Below are 19,475 nucleotides of genomic sequence, written 5' to 3'. Positions count from 1 at the left end.
GCCGACTCCTTACCACCCTCCTTGTTGCTCCCCCGGGCGGGAACCGGGGCCGTCGAGGCGACCTCGGGAGCGCTCATAGCTCCGCTCCCTTCCTCGCAAGGCCGCCGCACAGGAGGGCGAGCTCGGGGCGGGTGAGGTGGTGGAGGTGGTCCCCGGGCACGCGGACCGGTCCCGTGACCCGCGTTCCCCAGCGGTGCCACCCGGCTGCGGCCTCGAGGGGAAGCTCGGTGTCCTCGCTTCCCCTTACTACAACTATGTGTGCTGTCATGTCGCTCTCCTGACGTCGAGTTGGTCTATAGGTTTCAATGAGTCGGTAGTCCTCCCGGATCACGGGGAGGTGCAGGGCTGCCACGTCCGGGTCCGCGAGCGCCCGGGCCGTGGAATCGCCGATCCGGCTCACGTCGGCAAGCAATTCCTCATCGGAGGCCCGGTGCAGGCCGCCGCCGCCCGCGAGGTCGGGCGGAGCCTGGCCGCTGACCACCAGCACTGGTGGCCGCCGCACCGCGCCCCGCCGCCGCAATTCCAGCGCCGCCTCGACCGCCACCGTGGCGCCCAGAGAATGGCCGGCGAGCACGGCGGGGGGCTCCGAGAGGCAGGCGAGGGCGTCTGCGATCTCCCTCGCGAGATCCTGGAGGGTAGGGGGATGCGGATCCGACATCCTCCGGTCCCGCCCCGGGTAGGTCGCCCCGAGGACGCTCGGTGCCCCCGGGATTCCGGCCATGACCCTGGTCCACGCGGCGTATTGCCGGGGGCTTCCGCCCGCGTGGGGAAAGACGACCACAGCCGGGGCCTCGGGACCGCGCCACCCTCCGGGGACGGGCACGAGCACGCCGCTCATGGCTCCACCTCCGGGGGCTCGATGCGCACCGGCTCCCGCGAGGTGATCCGTGCCGGGGTGGGGAGCCGCGCGGAGACGTCGTACCACCACCGCAGCACCAGGAGGGTACGGCGATCGCGGCGACGGGCCTCCTCCGGCGACGCCCCGCCCGCCGTCAAGTCAGCGACGGCGGCGCGAATCGCCTCCGGCCACACGCGCCCCACCACGCCGCCCCACGTGGATGCGTCCGCATCCCCGCCCGGTGGCAGCCACGTCACCTCGGTGGCCCCCTCGGGATCGGCGATCCGCCCGCCTCGGGAATGCGGGCGCGGGTACCACCGCGGCGCGGCCGCGGGGCCCTCCCACGTCAATTCCCCGTCCGCAGTCTCCACCACGGCCGACATAAAGGGTTGCGAGTGGTTATCCGGGTCCCTCGGGTCGAGTCGCCGCGCCACCATCACGTCCACGGGAATGCGCCCCCACCGCCCGAAAACGAGCGCCCATTCCGGTGCCGCGGTGCCAGCGGTAGAGTGCGACCCCACGGGGACCGCGCCCAGCGCCTCCGCGAGGATGAGGCCGGCGCGATCCATGATCTGATGGCTGGTCCGGAGGAGGACGTGCGTCACGCGCGTCCGGCACCGCAAATGCTCTACCGCGCGAATAAACCACCGGACGGGGGCCGTGTACTCGTAGAGCCCGCAGGCGAGGAATCGGGTGCCATGCCGCCTCGCCAGCGTCAGCTGCCGCGAGACCGCGTCGGGCGCGAGGGGAAGCTCCTGAAGCACCGGGATGCCGGCGCGAAGAAAACCCTCCGCGATCCGATCCCCCTCGCCCCCCACGATCTCGCTCCGCACGGCCACCACCGCGCCCGCAAGCGCACCCGGCATCCGCTCCCGCGAGGGGATCGAGGCGTCACCGAGGCTCACATAGGTCACGCCCAACTCCTCGGCCAGCGCCCGCCCGGAGGGGCCGCCGCGCCCGCCGATGCACGAAAGCCTCGCCCGGGGCGCGCCCGCGAGGGCCCGTGCGTAGTGCGCCCCGAAGCCCGCGCCGATGACGGCTACGCCGCCGGGCTCCCCTTCCCGCCGCTCGCAGGAGATCGTCACCTCCGGCCACGCCGCCCAGGGGTCCGCCGCCGCCGTGGCGGAGGCCCAGTGCGCCCCCGGCGCGATCGCACCGGTGGTTCCCCGACCCACCACCGCCCTTGCGGCCTGGGCCGCCGCCATTCCGCTGGCGGCATAGCTGTCCTCGCACCGGAAGCGGGCGCGGACCTCCAGCCCCGTCGCCCCGCTGACGTGGACATCGATGCCAAACCACGGCCTCTTCCCCGCCGCATCGCTCGCGGTCTGCGCCACCTCCTGCGCGGATACCTCGGCCACCGCGTCGGCCGTCATTTCCCCGGCCACCCACCGGCGCATCGCCGAGACCGTCTGCGGGGCGTCCATGAGGTTGGCCGCCCGGAGCTCGCCCACCCCGAGGGCGCCGGCGCGATGCGCGTACTCCTCGTCCAGGTGCACGCTCACCGTCGCCCCCTCCGGCGGCGCGTAGCCAGGAATGGCCACCTCGGAGGACCCGTGGCCGCGAACCACCCGGCCGTCCCGCCAGATGCCGCCCGGCCACCCGCCGTCCGCGGAGAGGGAGCCCAGGTACTCGTCGAGGGTGGAGCGGGTGAGGCGCTGCCGCCCTCCGACCAGCATCGTGACGCGAGAGTCCGCCGGGTCCCCGGCCAGGAGGACCGCCCGGGCCATCATCATTCCGGTCAGCCCGGGCTGAACCCCCGCCCCAAAGAGCGCCGCGCGGGCACCCTCGCGCGCAGGCCCGTCCGCCTCGCCAATCACCCGGTCCGAACCACCGGGGTCCACCACGTGAAAGCCCGCGCGCAGGGCGGCTGCGGCGAGGGGAACGCTCACGGACGCCGAGGGGCCGATGGCGTTGAGGAGAACGGCCGAGCCGACCGCCACCGCGCCCGACGCCGCGGGGTGCTCCGCGATTCGATTCAGCACTACCGACGCGGTCTCGCCGATCTCACCGGGGCCGCCGCCCGCGGGCAGGGAGAACTCCTCGCACCACACGGCGAGCGTGGGGTTCTCGGCGTTCGCCTCGCCCCGCAGCGCCTCGAGCCGGTCCCCCGAGCGGCCCACGAGCACCAGGGCATCGCCCGGCCCGAGCCCTCGGGTGAGCTCCCGCACTGCCGAGGCCCCCACGGCTCCGGTCGCGCCGGTCACCACGGCCACGACCGGGCGGAGCACACCCCGCGCCGTCATTTCGTTCACGATATCTCCTTCGGTCGGTACATCAGGTCGGCGATGGCCGCGACGTGGCGGGAATCCAGGCAGGAGAAGTGGTCGCCGTCCACGTCCACAACCTCCAGCTCGCCCAGGCAGTGCTCCCTCCAGAATGAGGTCATGTCCTCTCCCAGGCCCGGGAGGAAGGAGAGGGACCCACGCTGGCGCAGGAACCGCACCGGAACAGCCACGGGCGGCTCCGAGTACGCCACGACGGCCGCGAGGCTGTGCACGTAAACCTCGCGCAGGGATGCGAGGGATTCTCGGTCCCACTCCGGGTGAACCGCGAGGAATGCCGCCAACCGGTCCACGCTCCCCGAGGGTGCCTCCCGGAGCTGAGCCCGCAGCCGGGGATCCGCGTGCCGGTCGAGCGCCTCCGCGGTGATGTCCGCTACACCCGCCTCCCGGGCGGAGCAGATCGCGGAGCCGAGGAGTTCCTCGTCCACGCCCAGGCCCATGTCCTGCGGTCGGGCCCGCAGGACACGCGCGAAGCTGAAGTCGAGCAGCCTCGGATCCGTGACGGTGAAGGGCATCCGGTAGGAGCTCACCACCGTCGCCTCGGCCTCGAATCCGCAGGCCGCCAGCCGATCCGCGATACCCACCGCGAGCAGGCCGCCCATGCAGTATCCCACGACGGAGACGGGCTCCTCAGTGCTCCCCAGGGCGTCTAGGAGGGCGTCGCTGTACCGCTCGGTGAGCTCGTGGAAGAGGATCCCGGCATCGGTCTCCAGGTACGCATCGGCCGGCGAGCGTTCTATCCCGAGGACGGCTCCGGCACCCCTGTCCCGCAGCTCCTCGACGAGGTGCCTGTAGGGGCCGAGGGTTCCCGAGCCGTCGTGGATGAGCACCGTCACGGGCCCGGATCCGGCGACGAGGGAGGTGATCCGCGGCGGGGCGGGGTCGGGCGTCGCGGCGGAGGCCCGCCTCGGCGGCGCGGGCGGGGAGTCCGGCGCGGGGGCATCGCCGCGCGTTGCCACGCCGAGCGCGCGACGGCATCCGTCGGGCGTGGGGTCCGCAACGATAGCGCGGAGCGTTTCATCCCAGCTGGGCAAGTCTCCGCCAAGGTCCCGGCGCATCTGCCCGATGCAGCGCGCCAGCAGGAGGCTATCGCCGCCGAGCTCGTGGAAGTCCGCGTCGCCGGGGAGGGCCTCCGTGTCGGGAAGGTCGAGCACCTCCCGCCAGGCCCGCTCCACCACGTCCCGGCCTCCCCGCCGAGGAGCCGGGGCGGCGGGCGCCCCCGGGGTCGCCTCCCGCGCGGCGCACTCCCCGACTCCCGCGAGGCCCACCACCGCCGATCGGTCGCGCTTTCCGTTCGGCGTCATCGGTAGCGCATCTACGACCGCCACCCGCCGGGGAACCATGTACTCCGGCACGAGGCGCGCCACGGCCTCCCGGACCGCTTCCGGGGTCGGGGCGGCCGCCGCTCGCGGCGACGCTTCCCCGCCGTCCGGCCGCCGGAGGACGAACACGTGCTGCGCCCCCCGCTCCAGGACGTCGCCTGCGGGGGGCATGACCGCCACGGTCTCCAGGGGGGAGGCGTCGAGTGCCTCGCGCCATTCGGCCAGCGCGAAAAAGGGCGAACCCGTGCGCGCCCGGGCGTCGGTGGCCCCGGTCAATCCCTCCTTGAACTCCATGGACGCCATAAGCGGCGCGTTCGTGGCCGTGGAGTCGATGATGGTTGCCACCCCGCCCGGGGCCAGCATCCGAAACACCGCCTCCACCGCGGCGCGAATATCCCTGGCGTTGTGCAGCACGTTGGCGCAGACGACCACGTCGGCCGAGCCATCCGGAACGCCCTGCTCCGCTGCGGGGCGGTTGATGTCCAACAGCCCGGTGCGCAGCGCGGGCCATTCCCGCGCGGCGAGGTCCGTGAAGTACCGGGAGACGTCGGTGAACAGGTAATCCCAGCGGGAGGACGGCACCCCGTCGAGTGCGGCGAGAATATCGGCCGTCGTACCCCCAACGCCGCCGCCGATCTCCACGATGCGGCACGGACGCTCGCCCGTAGCCGTGCCCACCCGATGCGCCACCACCTCCGCGCACACCGCGTTGAGGTACGAGGAAAGCATATTGCCCCCGTACGCCGCCCGGGCCACGGCGGTATCCCCCTCCGGAAAGAGAAGGCTCAGGGGATCGACCGAGCCATCGAGCAGGCCCGGCAGGGAATCGAGGCACCGGCGCAGGTATTCCAGCTGCACGCGGCCATAGTCGATCTCGCGGTCGAGGCGGCGGATCTCCGCCCAGCGATCCTCGCGCGCGGCGGGGCTATCCGGTGCCACGACCGACGTCACCGCCCCGTCATCCACCGTGATCCGCCCAGCGGAGCGCAGCTCGCCCAGCCACCGCGCGATGAGCCCCGCCCGCTCCTCGGCACCCAGGGCGGCGGCCAACTCCCCGGCGGTCACGCCGCGATCATCCTCGGGGTGGCGCTGAGACACCACGGCATCGCGGGCCCGGTCAACCTGCGCGGCCATGGCGTCCCGGGCGGCGTCCACCGCGAGGTCGCGGATGCGGCGGAAGGCCTCCGCGGCCGCGCCATCGACCCGGATACGCTCGTGGAGCAGGCGCAGCCGCTCCGCGAGGGGGCCCACCTCACCGATGGAGCGCCGCTCCGGGACGACCACGGCGACGAGCTCCTGCGCTCCGGCGTTCCTCGGGGAGCCCGCCGCGACCAGCGCATCGGCGATCCCCTCCACCGACCGCACGGCGTTCTCGACGTCGCCGATCTCGATCCGATGCCCCCGGATCTTGACCTGCCCGTCCCCGAGGCGTCCGCCGAAGAGGATGACCCCGTCGCGGCGGCAGACTCCAGCATCCCCGGTCAGGTATCGGCGCTCCCCCGTCGCTTCCTCCACTCCAAAGGCGCGACGTCCGGCCTCGTCGGAGCCGAGGTATCCGGCGGCAACCCCCGCGCCGGCAATCGCTATCTCGCCCCGCTGGCCCGGCGCGGCCGCCTCGCCGTCCCGGTTGAGCACCCACACGGCCTGGCCGGAGAGCGCCCTGCCGTACGGAATGGGGCCACCCGCGTCGGTGGGATCGCACCTGTGGGCGATCGACCAGATCGACCCCTCGGTGGCACCCCCGAGGGCGAGAAACTCGGCCCCCGGAGCCGCCTCCCAGAGGCGGGCGGGCTGATCGGCGGGCACGCGATCCCCGGACACAAGCACGCGCCGCAGGGGCAGGGGCCGCGCCGGGGGCGCGGAGGCATCCGCGCAGCGGTCGAGGAGGATCGTCAGTTGGGCGGGCACGGAGTTCCACACCGTCACGTCGTACTCCCGAATGTCGCGCTCCCACGTCTCAGGGTCGGGCGTGGTTCCACACGCTGGAATGACCACGGCCCCTCCCGCCCCGAGCAGGCCAAACACGTTGAAGATGGCCAGGTCAAACGAGGGGCGAGAGACCGCCAGGACGCGGTCGCGAGGGCCGAGGTCCAAGCGTCCGTGCATGTCGTCCAGGGTCGCTCGCACCTGGGAGTGCGTCACCGCGACGCCCTTCGGCGTGCCCGTCGAGCCGGAGGTGAAGATGACGTAGGCCAGATCGCCCGGCGTCACCGCCCTCGCGCCCGAGCGCGCTCCCACCACCGCCGCGCCCCGGCCGGACTCCCGCGGCGGCCCCAGCCCCCTCCCACGCGGGGGCCTCAGGTGCGGCATCGGCCGTCGGAAGCTCCACCGGCTCCCCGCGCACGTGCGCCGATGCCCCGGAGGCCTCCCCGGCGGCGCGCCGCAGGACGTCCACGACGCCGCGCCGCCGGGCCTCGGGCCAGTGGGGATCGACGGGAACGAAGGGGCGCCCCATCAGAAGGGCCGCGAGCTGGGAGGCGATCTGCGCCACGCCGGGCTCCTCGGCCACCACCACGGGCCCCTCGCCCTCCGGCAGGGTCCGCGCGACCCGCACCGCCTCCGCGTACAGCTCGCCGCGGCTGACGCTCCGGCCCTCGTGCAGGACGGCGGGCGCGTCCGGGTCCTCCAGCACCCGGCGGAGGAAGGGACCGTGGAGGAACCCGTCCGCGGGATCGCCGGAGGCCTCCGCCAGGGTGAGCGCGCGCCCGGCGGGGGCGGGGGTACGCGGGGGAAGCGCCACCGCCTCCCCCGCGGCGGCCGTCTCCTTCACCGCGATCCGGAAGTCCTCAAACGCCTGGTCCAGCACGTCGGGGTGGAATCCGCCGTCGCGGGAGTCCCAATCCACGGTGACCCCCTCCCCCACGGGGGAGAGCTGCACATCCAGCAGCACCTGCGGGGTTTTGCTGATCGCGCTGCCGGGAACCAATCGCAGCACCCGGGGTTCCTCCTCGGCGCGCACCCCCACGGTGGAGGTGAACACCACCGGCACGCTCCCGCGGCGCTCTCCCCCGGCGGCGCGGAGATCCCGCAGGACGCGGACCCCAGGATACTCCGGGTGCTCCAGCGCGTCCATCAGGCAGCCCTGAACGCCGAGGGCGTTCTTCCTGGGATTGGTCCCCAGCGGCGCATCGACGAGGACCGTGGAGGTGAAGTCCCCGACCACCCTGGACAGATCCCCGGATCCCGCGGCGCGATCCACCGTGGTCACCGTCACCAGGGCGCGATCCTGCTCCGCCAGGTCCAGGTCCGCGTAGCGCCGGGCGACGGCCATGAACATCCCCAGGACCAGGGCGGAAGGCGTCACCCCCGCCTCGGCTGCGGCCTCGCGGAACCGGCGCCACTCGGCTTCATCGAGGGCGAGGGAGCGGCGCGTGGTGCCCGCATCCCCGGTGGGTTCTGCGCCCGCGGCGTCCGGGGAGAAGACGAGCGCCGGGGGTAGATCCCCCAGCCTGTCCTTCCACCACGCGCGGTCGCGCTCGATCGCGGCGCACCCCTCGGGGGTTCGTCGGTGCCGGGCGCGCTCCTCGATCCAGTCCCGGAAGCTCGCCTCGGGCGCCGGCGGGGTCGAGCCCGGCTCGGCCAGGCACCGGTCCAGGTCGGCCACCACCGTCCGAATGCCCACGTAATCGGTGATGATGAGGTCTACCGAGAGGTGGAAAACCGGATCCCCGTGGCCGAGGGTGAGCACGGCGTCCAGCATCGGCGCCTGGCCGATCGGATAGTTCTTTTCGCACAGCTCCCTCCGAACGTCGGCCCGCACGGCCTCGGCGGCCCCAGCCTCCCCCGGGACCTCGACCACGCGCAGGGGAACCTCGGCACGGCGGTCGATGCGCTGCCTGCCCTCGCGGTCAATCACCGCGCGCAGCATCGGGTGGAGGGCAACGACCCTGTCCCACGCCTCGGTTACCGCCGCGACAAACTTCCGCGCCGGGTAGCGCTCGGGGTCCTCCCCCCTGGCGCTCGCCAGGAGGGACGCATCCACCGCGAACTCGGCGTACCCCTGGCAGGCTATTCCGCCATCCCGATAGGCCGAGGTCCTCCCGAGAAGGTAACTGGCCTGGACGTCCGTGAGGTCGAACCACTCATCCCCGTCGTCCTTATGGCCCGGGCCTTCGGGGGTGAGCTCGCTGCGGGTGAGCTCGCTGCGGAAATCCCCCAGGGTGGGACGCGCCAGCAGGCTTCGCAGGGAGACCCGCATTCCGCGATCCCGCAGGCGGCGCACGACCTCCGTGGCCCGCAGCGAGTCCCCACCCTCCCGGAAGAAGTTGCTCTCCTCGGTGAGGGAGGAAGCCGGGATGCCCAGGGCCGAGGCCCACGCCTCGGCGATCGGATCGGGCGTTTCGCCCGGCCCCCCGGGCGATTCCGTGCCGCCGAGCAGCGCCTCGACGGCACGGTCTACGATGCGCCGAACCCTCGCCTCGGGGAGAATCTGCGTCAGGTAATCGGCGGTCAGGTGCAGCCCATCCCGGTCATCCGCGACCTGGAGATCGAGTACCACCTGCGGAGTGGTGGATCCCGCGGCAACCCGGGTCCCGAAGCTCTGCTCCGCGAAGGCCCGGTTCCGGTTCGGCCCCCCGCTCAACCCGAGGCCGCAGGTGAACACCACCGGAAAGAGCCCGGCGGCCGGGTCGCCCGTGGCGCGCACCGCGCGGGCCGCGACGCGAAGGGTGTCGCGCTCCGGCTCGCCCGCGCGGGCAAGCTCCGCCTGCGCCTCGGCGGCCGTCCCGGCGAGGGCCCCGGACCGCAGCCCCCTCAAGGACACGAGGCTGAGGGCCGTGAAGTCCCCCGCAACCTCGGAGATGCCCGGTGCCGTGAGGTCGCGGTCGAAGCGGGTGACGTTGATGGTCAGCGAGTCCGAGCGCGTCTCCGCGGCCAGCGCGCGGGCGAAGGCCGCGAGCACGCCCGCTGCGGGGGTGACCCTCAGTTCCGCCCACCGCGAGCACGCTGCCTTCCACCGGTCGGCGGGGAGGTCCGCGGAGACGCGCTCCATCCTCGGATTATTGAGGGAAAGCACGTCCGCGATATGCGTGACCAGCAGCGCCAGGGCGCCGCGGCGAGCACCCGATCCACCCCGCTGGCGAGGTCCTCCGGGACGAGCGGCCCGGCGGCGGTGGGCACGGGGGCGGACTCCTCCACGAGCCACGGGCGCCGCGCCAGGTACTCCGAGAGCACCGCCGCCCCTTCCCCCATCTTCCTCACGGCGCTGGGATCCTCGTATGCCCGCGAGAGATCCTCCATCACCAGCATCATGGACGCGCCGTCGAGGAGGAGGTTGCTCATGGAGATCCCGAGCCGTCGGCCGTCCGCAAAGAGCACCAGCGGGCCGTTTTCCCGGTGATCCGGCGCATAACCCCGCACCGCGAGCTCGGCGTCCGGCACCTCGGAGAGGATGGGCGGCGCGTCCCGCGGCGGCTGGACCACGAAGGCCTCGCCCGGGCGATCGAGGAGGGCGCGGAGCGCCGGATGCCGCTCCGCCACGGCTCTCGCCGCCGCGCGGAGGCGATCGACGTCCAGACCCGGCGAGTCGAAGAGGAACCAACACCGGGCCGGCACGCCCCCGAGCAGCTGGTCCGGGTCCTCCCCCGCGAGATACGCGCGCTGAACCCTCGTCAGCGGCCATCGGTCGAGCGGAGCCTGCGGGGCCTCCCGCGTCGGCTCCGCCGCGGGTTTCGCCGTGCGCCGCGCGCGGTCGCTCCGGGACCAGCGCTCGAGAAAGCCCCCGAACGTGGGCTCGTTAAAGAGGTCTACCGCGCGGGCTCCCTCGTGTCCGGCGGCGTGGAGGTCGGCCACCACCCGGGTGGCGATGAGCGAGTCACCGCCCCGGTGGAAGAAGTCCGTGCCCCCGGGCAGGGGCGAGGGCAAAGCGTCGAGGTCGGGAAGATGCCGGCGCCAGATTTCCTCCAGCGAGGCCGCGAGCGATCGGGGCGCGTCGCCCTCCCCCGCCTGGTCCGGAACGGGCGCCGCGACGGCGGGCACCGTGGTTCCCTCGCCCGGCGCGGCGCGCAGCACGAGGGTGTGGCCGTCTTCCGCATCGAGGTACCGCAGGCCGAGGCCCCGGTCGCGGAGCAGCCCAAGAAGCTGCTCCGCGTCGCTCACGGCGAGGTCGCCCCGGAGCATCGCGGGGTTGAGCACAGCCGCGGAAAGGAGGGAGGCGGCCGTCATCCGCCGGGCCTCCACGAGGTGCACCTCCGTCTCCGCGCCCAGGGGAACGGAGGCGAGCGCCGCGGGCAGCCGCGGATCCCTGTGGAGGGTCCCGCAGGCGAGGACCAGATCGGCGGGACCCGAGAGCTCCTCGACGCCGCTCACGCACGCCCGGCCCTCGACGGTCGCCAGGTCAGCGATCCGGTCATCCGGTTCCACGACCGTCCAGCTGCCGCACCCCGGGGACAACGACGGGTCCGCGCCGAACCCGATCTCGACCACGGAGGTACCGGGAGACAGGGCGATCCGCTGGCGCACCACGTCCATCGCCCGGATCACGGCGGGCTCCACGGAGGCCAGCCCGCGCGGGGAGAGCACGGGGTGTTCCAGGAGCGAGTACCGGCGGGCCCTCCCGCACACGACGTCGGCCAGGTACCGGGCGTCCCGCTCGGACCAGGGCACCGGCGCGTCGCGCAGCCCCGTACCCCCGGGGCCCTCGCTCACGAAGCACCGCCAGGCGGCGACGATCGGGCGGGCCCACGGCACGACGTCCTCACCCCGCGCGTCAAGCTCCCTCGTGACGGCCTCGATCAGCCCCGACGCCATGCCGGCGCCGGGGGCCGCGCCCCGCGGCGGCGAGGCCTCCGCGACCGTCGCCCCCACCGCCTGCGCGAATCGCTCGAACATCGAGGAGAGCCGGGGTTCGTCGAGGACTCCCCGGGGAATATCCCACCGCAGCTCCACGAGCCCGCGATCGGCCCCAAGGGCGCAGACCTGGCAATCGATGAGGACGCCGGGGGTTCTGGTGAGCGACCACACGGGTTCGACGACGGCTCCCGAACCGCCACCCGCCCCGGCGGGCGCAGCGGAGACCGCTGCGGAGTCGTAGCCCAGCACCGAGGTAAATATCGCCGGGTACGCCCCCTTCCTCCCCTCGGAGACGGGCGCGGGGGTAAGGCCCGCCATCCCTTCGATGAGTTGATCCTGCACCCCACGGTGGTCCGGGGACCTGCGGCAGCGGCACACCGCCAGCTGGGAGAAGCACCCGAGGAGGGACGGCCGCCCGGCACCGGCCTCGGCGGGCCGATGAATGAGCGGCACCACGACCCCGACGTCCTCAAGGCCGGACTCGCCCGCGAGGACCGCGCCGTACTCCGCGAGGAGGTAGGCGGAGGGGGTCACGCCCAGTCGGCGCGCGCGGCGCGCGAGGTCGGAGGCGGGAACCGTGGCACGGAGGCTGCGGAAGCCCACGGCGCGCTCGGGGATGCGTATGACGGGGAGCCTCGGCGGCCGCGGGGCGGAGTCCGGCAGAACGCCGCTCGACGGCTCGGCGGCGCGGCAGAAGGCCGCGAACTCCGCGATCGACCCGGAGAGCTCGCGGTGGCCACCCGCCAGGGCGTCGGAGAGCGCCCCCACGATCTCCGCGAGGCTTCGGCCGTCGAGCGCAAAATAGTCGATGGCCACGCCGAGCTCCGGGGAGCCCTCGTGGGGGATGATGAGTTCCAGGGGCGTCCGGGGTTCCCAGTCCCCCAGCGCCTCGCGCAATGCGCCCCCGCGTTCCTCCAGGACGGTGACCGTCACCGCCTCGTCGGGGGAGATCGCGCGCTGGGCGTCGTCCCCTACCCGGACCACCCGCAGGGATGGGCACCGGCTCGCCAAGCTCCGCGCCACCGCCGTGACCTCGGCTCGGGTGAATCCCTCCGCGGGGGCGGCCCCGGGCTCTTCCTCGCGGCGGCGCAGGATCGCCGCGTAGACGGTCCGGGAGCGGACGGTTCCCCGGATGCCGTCGGCGCCCAGCGCATAGGAGCGCTGGAGCGGGGACAGGGGAAACACCTCCCCCTCGTCGGCGGGATCGACGGCCCCGACGGGGGCGCTCGCGCGCCCGGCGCGCGGGTCCGGCGCCGGGGGCTGGGCGGCCGCGCACACTGCGGCGAAGTCCTCCAGGCGGGGGTGGGTGAACAGCTCTGCGGCGGTCACGCCCACTCCCCTGGCGCGAAGTTCCGCGCACGCCTCGGTGGCGGCGAGGCTGTCCCCGCCCAGCGCAAAGAAGTTCGCCTCGGGGCTCATCTCGCCCGGTGCGTCGTTGCCCAGGGCGCGCGCCCACGCCTCGCGGATCAGGGTCAGGGTCGCGGCGCGCTCGGGTCGCGGCACCGGGTCCGGGCTCTCGTCCCCGATCCCGGCGACCGGCGCCACGTGGCGCGCGGCCCACCCGCGATCGAGTTTCCCGTTGGCCGTGAGCCCCACGGACTCGACCACCGCGATCTCCCTGGGCACCATGAACTCCGGGAGGTTCCTTTCGAGGTGGCCTCGCACCTCCTCCGGGGTGACCCGCGCCCCGGCGGCGGGAACGACGACCGCGGCCAGCGCGCGGTGCCCCGGCTCGGGGAGGGCGATGGCCTTGTCCACCCCGTCGACCTGGCGCAGGTGGTGCTCCACGTCTCCGAGTTCCACGCGGTGCCCTCGGATCTTCACCTGATCGTCGCGGCGCCCGACGAAGAACAGCAGGTCATTCCCCTCCCCGGCCGTCTCCTCTGCGGCCCAGTAGCCGAGGTCGCCGGTGCGATACCAGCGCTGCGCGGGGGCGTCACCCTGGCGCTGCCAGACGAATCTCTCCTCGGTCAGGTCATCCCTCCCGAGGTACCCCTCGGCCAGGCTCCGCCCGCCGATCCACAGCTCGCCGGTCACGCCCGTCGGGCAATCGCGGCCGTTCTCGTCCACAACGCGATATTCCTGGCCGGGAAGCGGGCGGCCGTAGGGCACCGAGGGCCACCCCTCGGGCAGGTCGGCGGGGCCGTCGAGGATGTACTCGTTGGACCAGATGCCGGCCTCCGTGGCGCCTCCCATGGCTACCACGCGGATCCCCTCGGCGATCGCCCGGAGGCGGCCGGGGAGGTCAAGCGGCACCCAGTCCCCCGAGACGAGGGCCAGCCGAAGCGGCAGGCGCTCCGCGCCCGCGGCCACGGCGAGCATGTCCGCCAGCGCGGGGGCGCTATTCCAGACGGTGACGCCGTGCCGCCGAATAAGCTCCGCCCAGGCGAAGGCGTCCCGACGATCGCCCTCTCCGATGCACACGAGGGCTCCGCCGGCTCCGAGGAGTCCGAAAATGTCAAAGACGCTGAGGTCGAAGTCTAGGGAGGAGACCGTCAGCACCCGGTCAGCGGGGCCGATGGCGTGGCGCTCCACGACCGCGTCGATCGTGGTGGAGGCCGCCGCGTGGGAGACCACCACGCCCTTGGGGGTGCCGGTGGATCCCGAGGTGAAGATCACGTAGGCCGGGTCCTCGGGGGCGATCGCCCTGGGAAGCACCTCCGGGGCGTCCTCGGCGTCGGGGCGCGGGGAGGACACCTCGTAGATGGAGGGATCGACCCGTTCGATGACCGCGGCGGGCCGCGCCACGGACAGGATCGCGGTGAGCCGTTCCTGCGGCGCGTCCACGCTCACGGGGAGGTAGGTGGCGCCGAGGTACATCGCGGCCATCACCGCGGTCACCTGATCTCGCCCCTTGGGCAGCCGGATGCCCACCACGTCCCCCGGTGCCACGGCACCCGCGAGGGAGCGCGCCAGGGTCATCGCCGCGCGGTGAAGCTCCGCGTAGGTCAGCGCGCCGCCTTCCGCCGGGTCGATCACGGCGATGGCCTCCGGGTACAGCTCGATCCGTCGGAGGAAGGGCTCGTGGAGCAGGCCGGCGGGGGCCGACGCCTCGCGGTGGAGCGCCGCCCTGCGGTCCCGGACCCGGGAGGGCAGGCGCACCACGTCGTCGATCATGAGGGTGGCGACGGCCTCGCCATCGTCGGGGTTCCGCTCGGCGGCGTCGGCAATGGCGGTGAGTCCCTCCACCACCGCATCGAACAATTCCTCGCCCACCTGCCGGGGGTAGGCTCCGCTGCGGACGTCCAGGGCCACGTGCACCTCGTCCTCCACGATGCGAAGGACCTGGAGATCGCACAGCACCTGCGGCGTCACCGAGCCGGTGGCCGTCAGCGACCCAAAGACCTCCTCCACGCGGGGATCGCACAATACGGCCTCCCCGCCGCAGGTCAGAACCACCGGGAGAACGCCGGGGTGGCCCTCGCCACGGCGAAGGACCTCGCCCAGCTCGTCGATGGAGTCTCTTCCGATCCCGATGCGCCGGCGAAGCTCCGCGGTGGCCTCCCGCGCGGCCTCTCCGAGCTTCCGGCCCGCCGCCGCGTCCGGGCGCACGACCCACGTCTGGGTGCGGTCGAGCACGTCGCGGGAGGTGGCGCGGTGATCGAGGCCCGGGACGACGATGCTCAGGGCGTCCCGGCCCGACCACAGCCCCACGGCGTGGCGGTACACCGCCAGGATCAGCCCGGGACGGGTAGAACCGCACGCCTCGGCGGCGCGCCCGAGGGCCTCCCAGCGGTCCGCGGAGAACGTAGTCTCGCGGCGGATCACGCCGTGCCCGATCACCTCCGCGCGCCCGAGGAGCCCGCCGAAGGTCGGCGGGGGTGGGAGGTGATCGTATTCCACGGCGTGGTCGGGTTCGTGGCCCCCGGCGGGGGCGCGGCGCCGCCCCGCGCGCTCGTCGCGGGCGATGTCGGCGAAGGTGCGCACGCCGGGGTGCTGCTCGTCGCCGACCTCAGCCCCGCCTGCGTAGGCCGCCGCGAGGTCGTTGAGGACGACGCCGACCCCGGCGAGGTCTGCGGCGACCAGGGACACCGCCACGTGAACGATCTCCGTGGTCTCCCCGCGCAGGACGTCGATCCATCCCAGCTCGCCGGCGCCGTAATGGGCGTGCCGCGCCAGGATCTCCGCTCGCCGCCCCGCGCAGATCTCCTCGATGTCCCCCGCGCCTTCTGTGTCCCCTGAGCCCGCAGCGCGATCGTGGCGTGCATCGTCCACCGAGATCGTCAGGGGGAGGACCGCGCCCCCCTCCTCGGCGGGGGTGATCTCCCGGTGCTCCCCGTCGAGGATCGCCGAGCGCATGACGGGGTGGCGGCGCAGCGTTGCCACGGCCGCGCGGAGTCGTTCTATGTCAAGGTAGTCTCCCCCGTCGACGTCGCGGCGGAACTCGAAGAGGGCCATGCAGTCTACCCCGCCCAGGGGCTGTCCGGGCTCGCGTCCGCGCAGGTAGGCGCGTTGCGTCGCAGTGAGCAGGCGCCGTTGCCCGCCCCTGGTGACGGGGTTTGATCCCGCGCCGAGGGCGTCGGTGTGCGCGGGAGCGGCATCGTGGTTTTCCGGTGATATCCGGGGTCGATTGATCATGGTCGGTCACCATACATCACTATTGATAATGATTACCATTATGAGTTAACCTTTCGACCTTTTCCGGTGCAGTGATTAGGGAACGCTTAGCTAAGCACATGGCACATTAGGTCAGCCTAGCTGATCCAGCCACGATAGTGTACTGTTCAACCTATTGAACTTTTTGTTCCATGGGGAATATCACCCTCCCCACCCCCGATTTTCACCCCCATCGTCATCCTCCCCACCCAAAGGACTTCTCATGAAAGCAGGCCTGACCACTGCCGTGGTCGCACTGTCCGCCGCAGTCATGACCCTCGACATGACCGTCGTCACGATCGCCCTCCCGGATATTGGTCGCGATCTCAACGCCGGGCTCCAGGACTCGCAATGGATCGTCAACGGCTACGTCCTCGTCTTCGCCTCCCTCCTGCTCGGCGTGGGGGCGCTCTCCGACCGCGTGCCCCGCCGCCCCCTGTTCATCTGCGGCCACGCCCTCTTCGGCCTGGCCTCCCTGCTCTGCGCCCTCGCGCCGAGCTCGGGCTGGCTCATCGCGGGCCGGGTGATCCAGGCGCTCGGAGCAACCCTCGTCTTTGCCACCTGCATGCCCATCCTCGCGGATACCCACGAGGGCGACGAGAGGGGGCGGGCCCGCGCCGTCGGCGCGTTCACGGCCGCCGGGGCCGCGGCCGCCGCATTGGGGCCGCTGGTGGGTGGCGCGCTCGTGGGTGGCGGGGGATGGCGCTGGATCTTCGTGGTGAATCTTCCCGTGAGCGCGGTGGCCATCGCCGCGATGCTGGTGGCGGGGCGGGGCGCCCCCGAGCCGCAGCGGCGCAGCGGCTCCCCCGACTGGCTCTCCACCGCCCTCGTGGCCATCGGCGTGTTCACCCTCAACTACGCCCTGGTCACCGGCCCGACCTCCGGGTGGGGCTCCCCCTCGGTGCTCACGGCGATCGTCGCAGCCGCCATCCTGCTCCTCTGCTTTGCGCGCCTCCAGCTCCGCCGTGGCCGCGATGCACTGCTGGACCTCCACTTGTTCCGGATCCCGACCTTCTCCGCAGCGATGCTCCTTTCCTTCACGGGCCGCCTGGTGACCTTCGGCCTCCTGCCGTACCTCATCTTCTGGCTCTCCGGGCAGCAGCACCTCTCGCCGGTGCAGGTGGGGTTCGTGCTCCTGGCTCTCGCCCTACCGATGGTCATCATCGCCGCCCCCTCCTCCGCCCTCGGCCACGTCAACCTCGTCACCGGCGGAGCCATGTCGGTGACGGCGATCGGCCTGCTGTGGCTGGGGCTGGCCCTGGGTCCGGATGCCACCTGGACCCGCGCCCTCGGCCCCCTGCTCGTCATCGGGATCGGCTCGGGCGCGGCGATGCCCCACATGATGAACCTCGCCCTCGCCGTGGTTCCCGCCTCCCGCGCGGGGGCCGCCACGGGCGCGGCGAACACCGCGTTCCCCCTGGGTACCGCCACCGGAGTCGCCGTGTTCGGCGCCCTACTCTCCACCCGGGTGGATGCCCTCCCGTGGGCTCCCGTCCCTGCCCGGGAGGCCATCGCCTCGGGCCGCTTCGAGCTGCTGGGGCAGATGTTCCCCTCCTCCCTGGTCGAGGAGGCCATCGCCGCCTTCACCAGCGGCCTCTCGCTCATCTGCTTCACCGGAACGGCCCTCGCCGCGCTGTGTGCGGTCATCTGCTTCACCGCGATCCGCAGTCAGGACCGTCGGGAGGACTGAGGGCGGCCCGAGGGCGGGAGCGTCGGCCGCGTGGGGAGGCGTGCGGGGAGCCGCTGATCGCGGCGAGTGCTCCGGCCGCGCGGTTCCGATGGAGCGCCTCGACACCGAGCCGGGGCGTCGAGCAGCGGACTTCGCGCTCCGGTCCGGTGAGGGCCACAACCGACCGAAGCCGGGAGCACTACTCCTCCCCCACGTGCCCGTCCGGCACTCGAAACCCCGAGCATCAGGGGGCGCAGGGCGCGCCCCTCTCCCGCGCCATCGCGCTGAACTCCTGCGGGGATACAACTCAGCCAAAGCCTATAATCAATGCAACGATCTCTTCTCATGGCTGCTGGCAGTAGGAGGCCCCGGATGCCATGCTCAACGACCCGCTCCCGCGCGGTGCCGTGAACCTGCGCGGCGAGGCGCGCGACTGGCGCTCCGCCATAGAACTCACCGGTGGCCTGTTCGAGAAGGCGGGAGCGATCACCCCCAGCTACACCGCCGCGATGGTGCAATCGGTGGAGGAACACGGCCCCTACATCGTGGTGGCCCCGGGGTTCGCGCTCGCCCACGCGCGCCCCTCGGAGGCGGTCAGGCAAACAGCGATCTCCTGGGGGGCACCTGAACAACCCGGTGCCGTTTGACAGCAAGGCCCACGACCCGGTGGGACTCGTCGTGGGGCTGGCCGCCCGGGACTCCTCGGCGTACCTGCAGGCAATGAAAGAACTGGCCTCCTTGTTGGGCAACCCGCAGGTGCGCACGCCGCTCGACGTCCTGGGCACCAAGGCGGAGCTGCGCCGAATACTCCAGGACGGTGCTGCGAGGCCTGGGAGGATCGAGGCTGCATTGGCACCCGCCGCTGCCGCACGTAACCACGTAACACGCGCGAGGACTCCCTGCCCTCGAAGGGCAAGATCTATACCGTGTGCGGAAACGGTCTGGGAACCTCGCTGTTTCTCAAACAAACGCTGGAACAGATATTAGATGCCTGGGGCTGGGGCCGTTCCTCACCGTGGAGTCCACGGACACGATATCCGCGAAGGGCCGGGCTCAGGAGGCGGATTTCCTGCTGAACTCGGGCGCGATCACCACGACGCTCGGCGACGTGGGCGTGCCCGTGCTCGTGATCGAGGACTTCACCTCCACCGCCGAAATCGATGCCGCCCTGCGCGATCTCTACGACATCTAAGAAACCCCACCCTCATGGATTTTCTTCTCTCCGTTGCAAACTTCCTCGTCAACGAGGTGCTGTCCGTCCCCGCGTTCCTCATCGGCATCATCACCGCCGTGGGCCTGTCCGCCATGAACAAGGGTGCCGGGCAGGTCATGGGCGGGGCCATCAAGGCGACGCTGGACTTCCTGTTCATCAGGGTCGGTGCCGGGCTGGTCACCGCCTTCCTGGAACCGCTGGGTGCCATGATTACCGGGGCCACGGGCGCGCAGGGCGTGGTGCCCACCAACGAGGCGATCATGGGCATAGCCCAGGAGCAATTCGGTGGGAGCGTCGCCTGGATCATGATCCTGGGGTTTGCGGTGTCGCTTGCCCTGGAGCGCGTCACGCCGATGAAGTACGTGTTCCTCACCTGGCACCACGTGCTGTTCATATCCACGCTGCTCACCATGGTCCTGGCCACGGCCGGTTACCTCCTCTTGGGTGGTGGTGCTCTTCGGCGCGATCCTGCTGGGCGTGCTGATGGTCTCCCTGCCCGCCATCGCACGCCCCCGGACGCGCCGAATCACCGGCGACGATTCCATTGCTATCGGGCACTCCGGCACCGTCGGGTACGTGGCCGCAGGCGCGGTGGGGTCCCTCGTGGACGGCAAGGGAACCGCGCAGTCCCCCTCTACCGAGGATCTTAAGCTGCCGGAGGGCCTACGCTTCCTGCGCGACTCCATGGTCGCCACCGCGCTCTCCATGGCGCTGATGTACCTGGTGCTCGCCGCGATGTTCCTCGCCCGAGCCGGGCGGGCCGAGG

Annotated in this window: 5 protein-coding genes and 3 pseudogenes; 3 read left to right on the top strand and 5 right to left on the bottom strand. The window is 72.5% G+C overall.

Annotated features, from left to right (window positions below; translation table 11 throughout):
• Positions 1–73 precede the first annotated feature (73 nt).
• The 5 genes and pseudogenes from Clow_RS11120 to Clow_RS11105 form a co-directional block, all read right to left on the bottom strand.
• Complete coding sequence (locus Clow_RS11120) at positions 74–838, bottom strand: thioesterase II family protein (RefSeq protein WP_055179236.1); 765 nt, start codon at positions 836–838, stop codon at positions 74–76.
• On the bottom strand, positions 835–3,081 hold the full coding sequence (locus Clow_RS11115) for a Gfo/Idh/MocA family oxidoreductase (RefSeq protein ID WP_245625766.1): 2,247 nt from the start codon (positions 3,079–3,081) through the stop codon (positions 835–837). The genes Clow_RS11120 and Clow_RS11115 overlap by 4 nt, the downstream gene beginning before the upstream one ends.
• 5 nt (positions 3,082–3,086) lie before the next feature.
• On the bottom strand, positions 3,087–6,653 hold the full coding sequence (locus Clow_RS12115; protein WP_055179232.1) for an AMP-binding protein: 3,567 nt from the start codon (positions 6,651–6,653) through the stop codon (positions 3,087–3,089).
• 553 nt (positions 6,654–7,206) lie between these two features.
• Positions 7,207–9,432, bottom strand: a pseudogene (locus tag Clow_RS11550) (condensation domain-containing protein); the annotation flags it as partial.
• The gene (locus Clow_RS11105; protein ID WP_156334951.1) at positions 9,363–15,629 is read right to left on the bottom strand and encodes an amino acid adenylation domain-containing protein; all 6,267 of its coding nucleotides are present in this window, start codon (positions 15,627–15,629) and stop codon (positions 9,363–9,365) included. The pseudogene Clow_RS11550 and the gene Clow_RS11105, both read right to left, overlap by 70 nt.
• 445 nt (positions 15,630–16,074) lie before the next feature.
• On the opposite strand from Clow_RS11105, the gene Clow_RS11100 reads away from it, so the two are divergent.
• The 3 genes and pseudogenes from Clow_RS11100 to Clow_RS11090 form a co-directional block, all read left to right on the top strand.
• Positions 16,075–17,517 (top strand): MFS transporter, encoded by a 1,443-nt coding sequence (locus Clow_RS11100; RefSeq protein WP_055179249.1) that lies wholly within the window; start codon positions 16,075–16,077, stop codon positions 17,515–17,517.
• Positions 17,518–17,873: 356 nt separating this feature from the next.
• A pseudogene (locus Clow_RS11095) lies at positions 17,874–18,688 on the top strand (PTS sugar transporter subunit IIAB).
• A 14-nt stretch (positions 18,689–18,702) separates the two neighbouring features.
• Positions 18,703–19,475 (top strand): annotated as a pseudogene (locus tag Clow_RS11090) (PTS transporter subunit IIC); the annotation flags it as partial.

Source organism: Corynebacterium lowii, assembly GCF_001412085.1.
GTDB classification, from domain to species: Bacteria; Actinomycetota; Actinomycetes; order Mycobacteriales; family Mycobacteriaceae; genus Corynebacterium; species Corynebacterium lowii.
The sequence above is the reverse complement of the archived record's forward strand: the minus strand, read 5'-3'. Positions and strand labels throughout refer to the sequence as shown.

Excerpts from the sequence above, each read along its gene's own strand:
- Clow_RS11120 (WP_055179236.1), bottom strand. The coding sequence starts at position 838 with ATGAGCGGCGTGCTCGTGCCCGTCCCCGGAGGGTGGCGCGGTCCCGAG.
- Clow_RS11115 (WP_245625766.1), bottom strand. The coding sequence starts at position 3,081 with ATGACGGCGCGGGGTGTGCTCCGCCCGGTCGTGGCCGTGGTGACCGGC.
- Clow_RS11105 (WP_156334951.1), bottom strand. The coding sequence starts at position 15,629 with ATGGCCCTCTTCGAGTTCCGCCGCGACGTCGACGGGGGAGACTACCTT.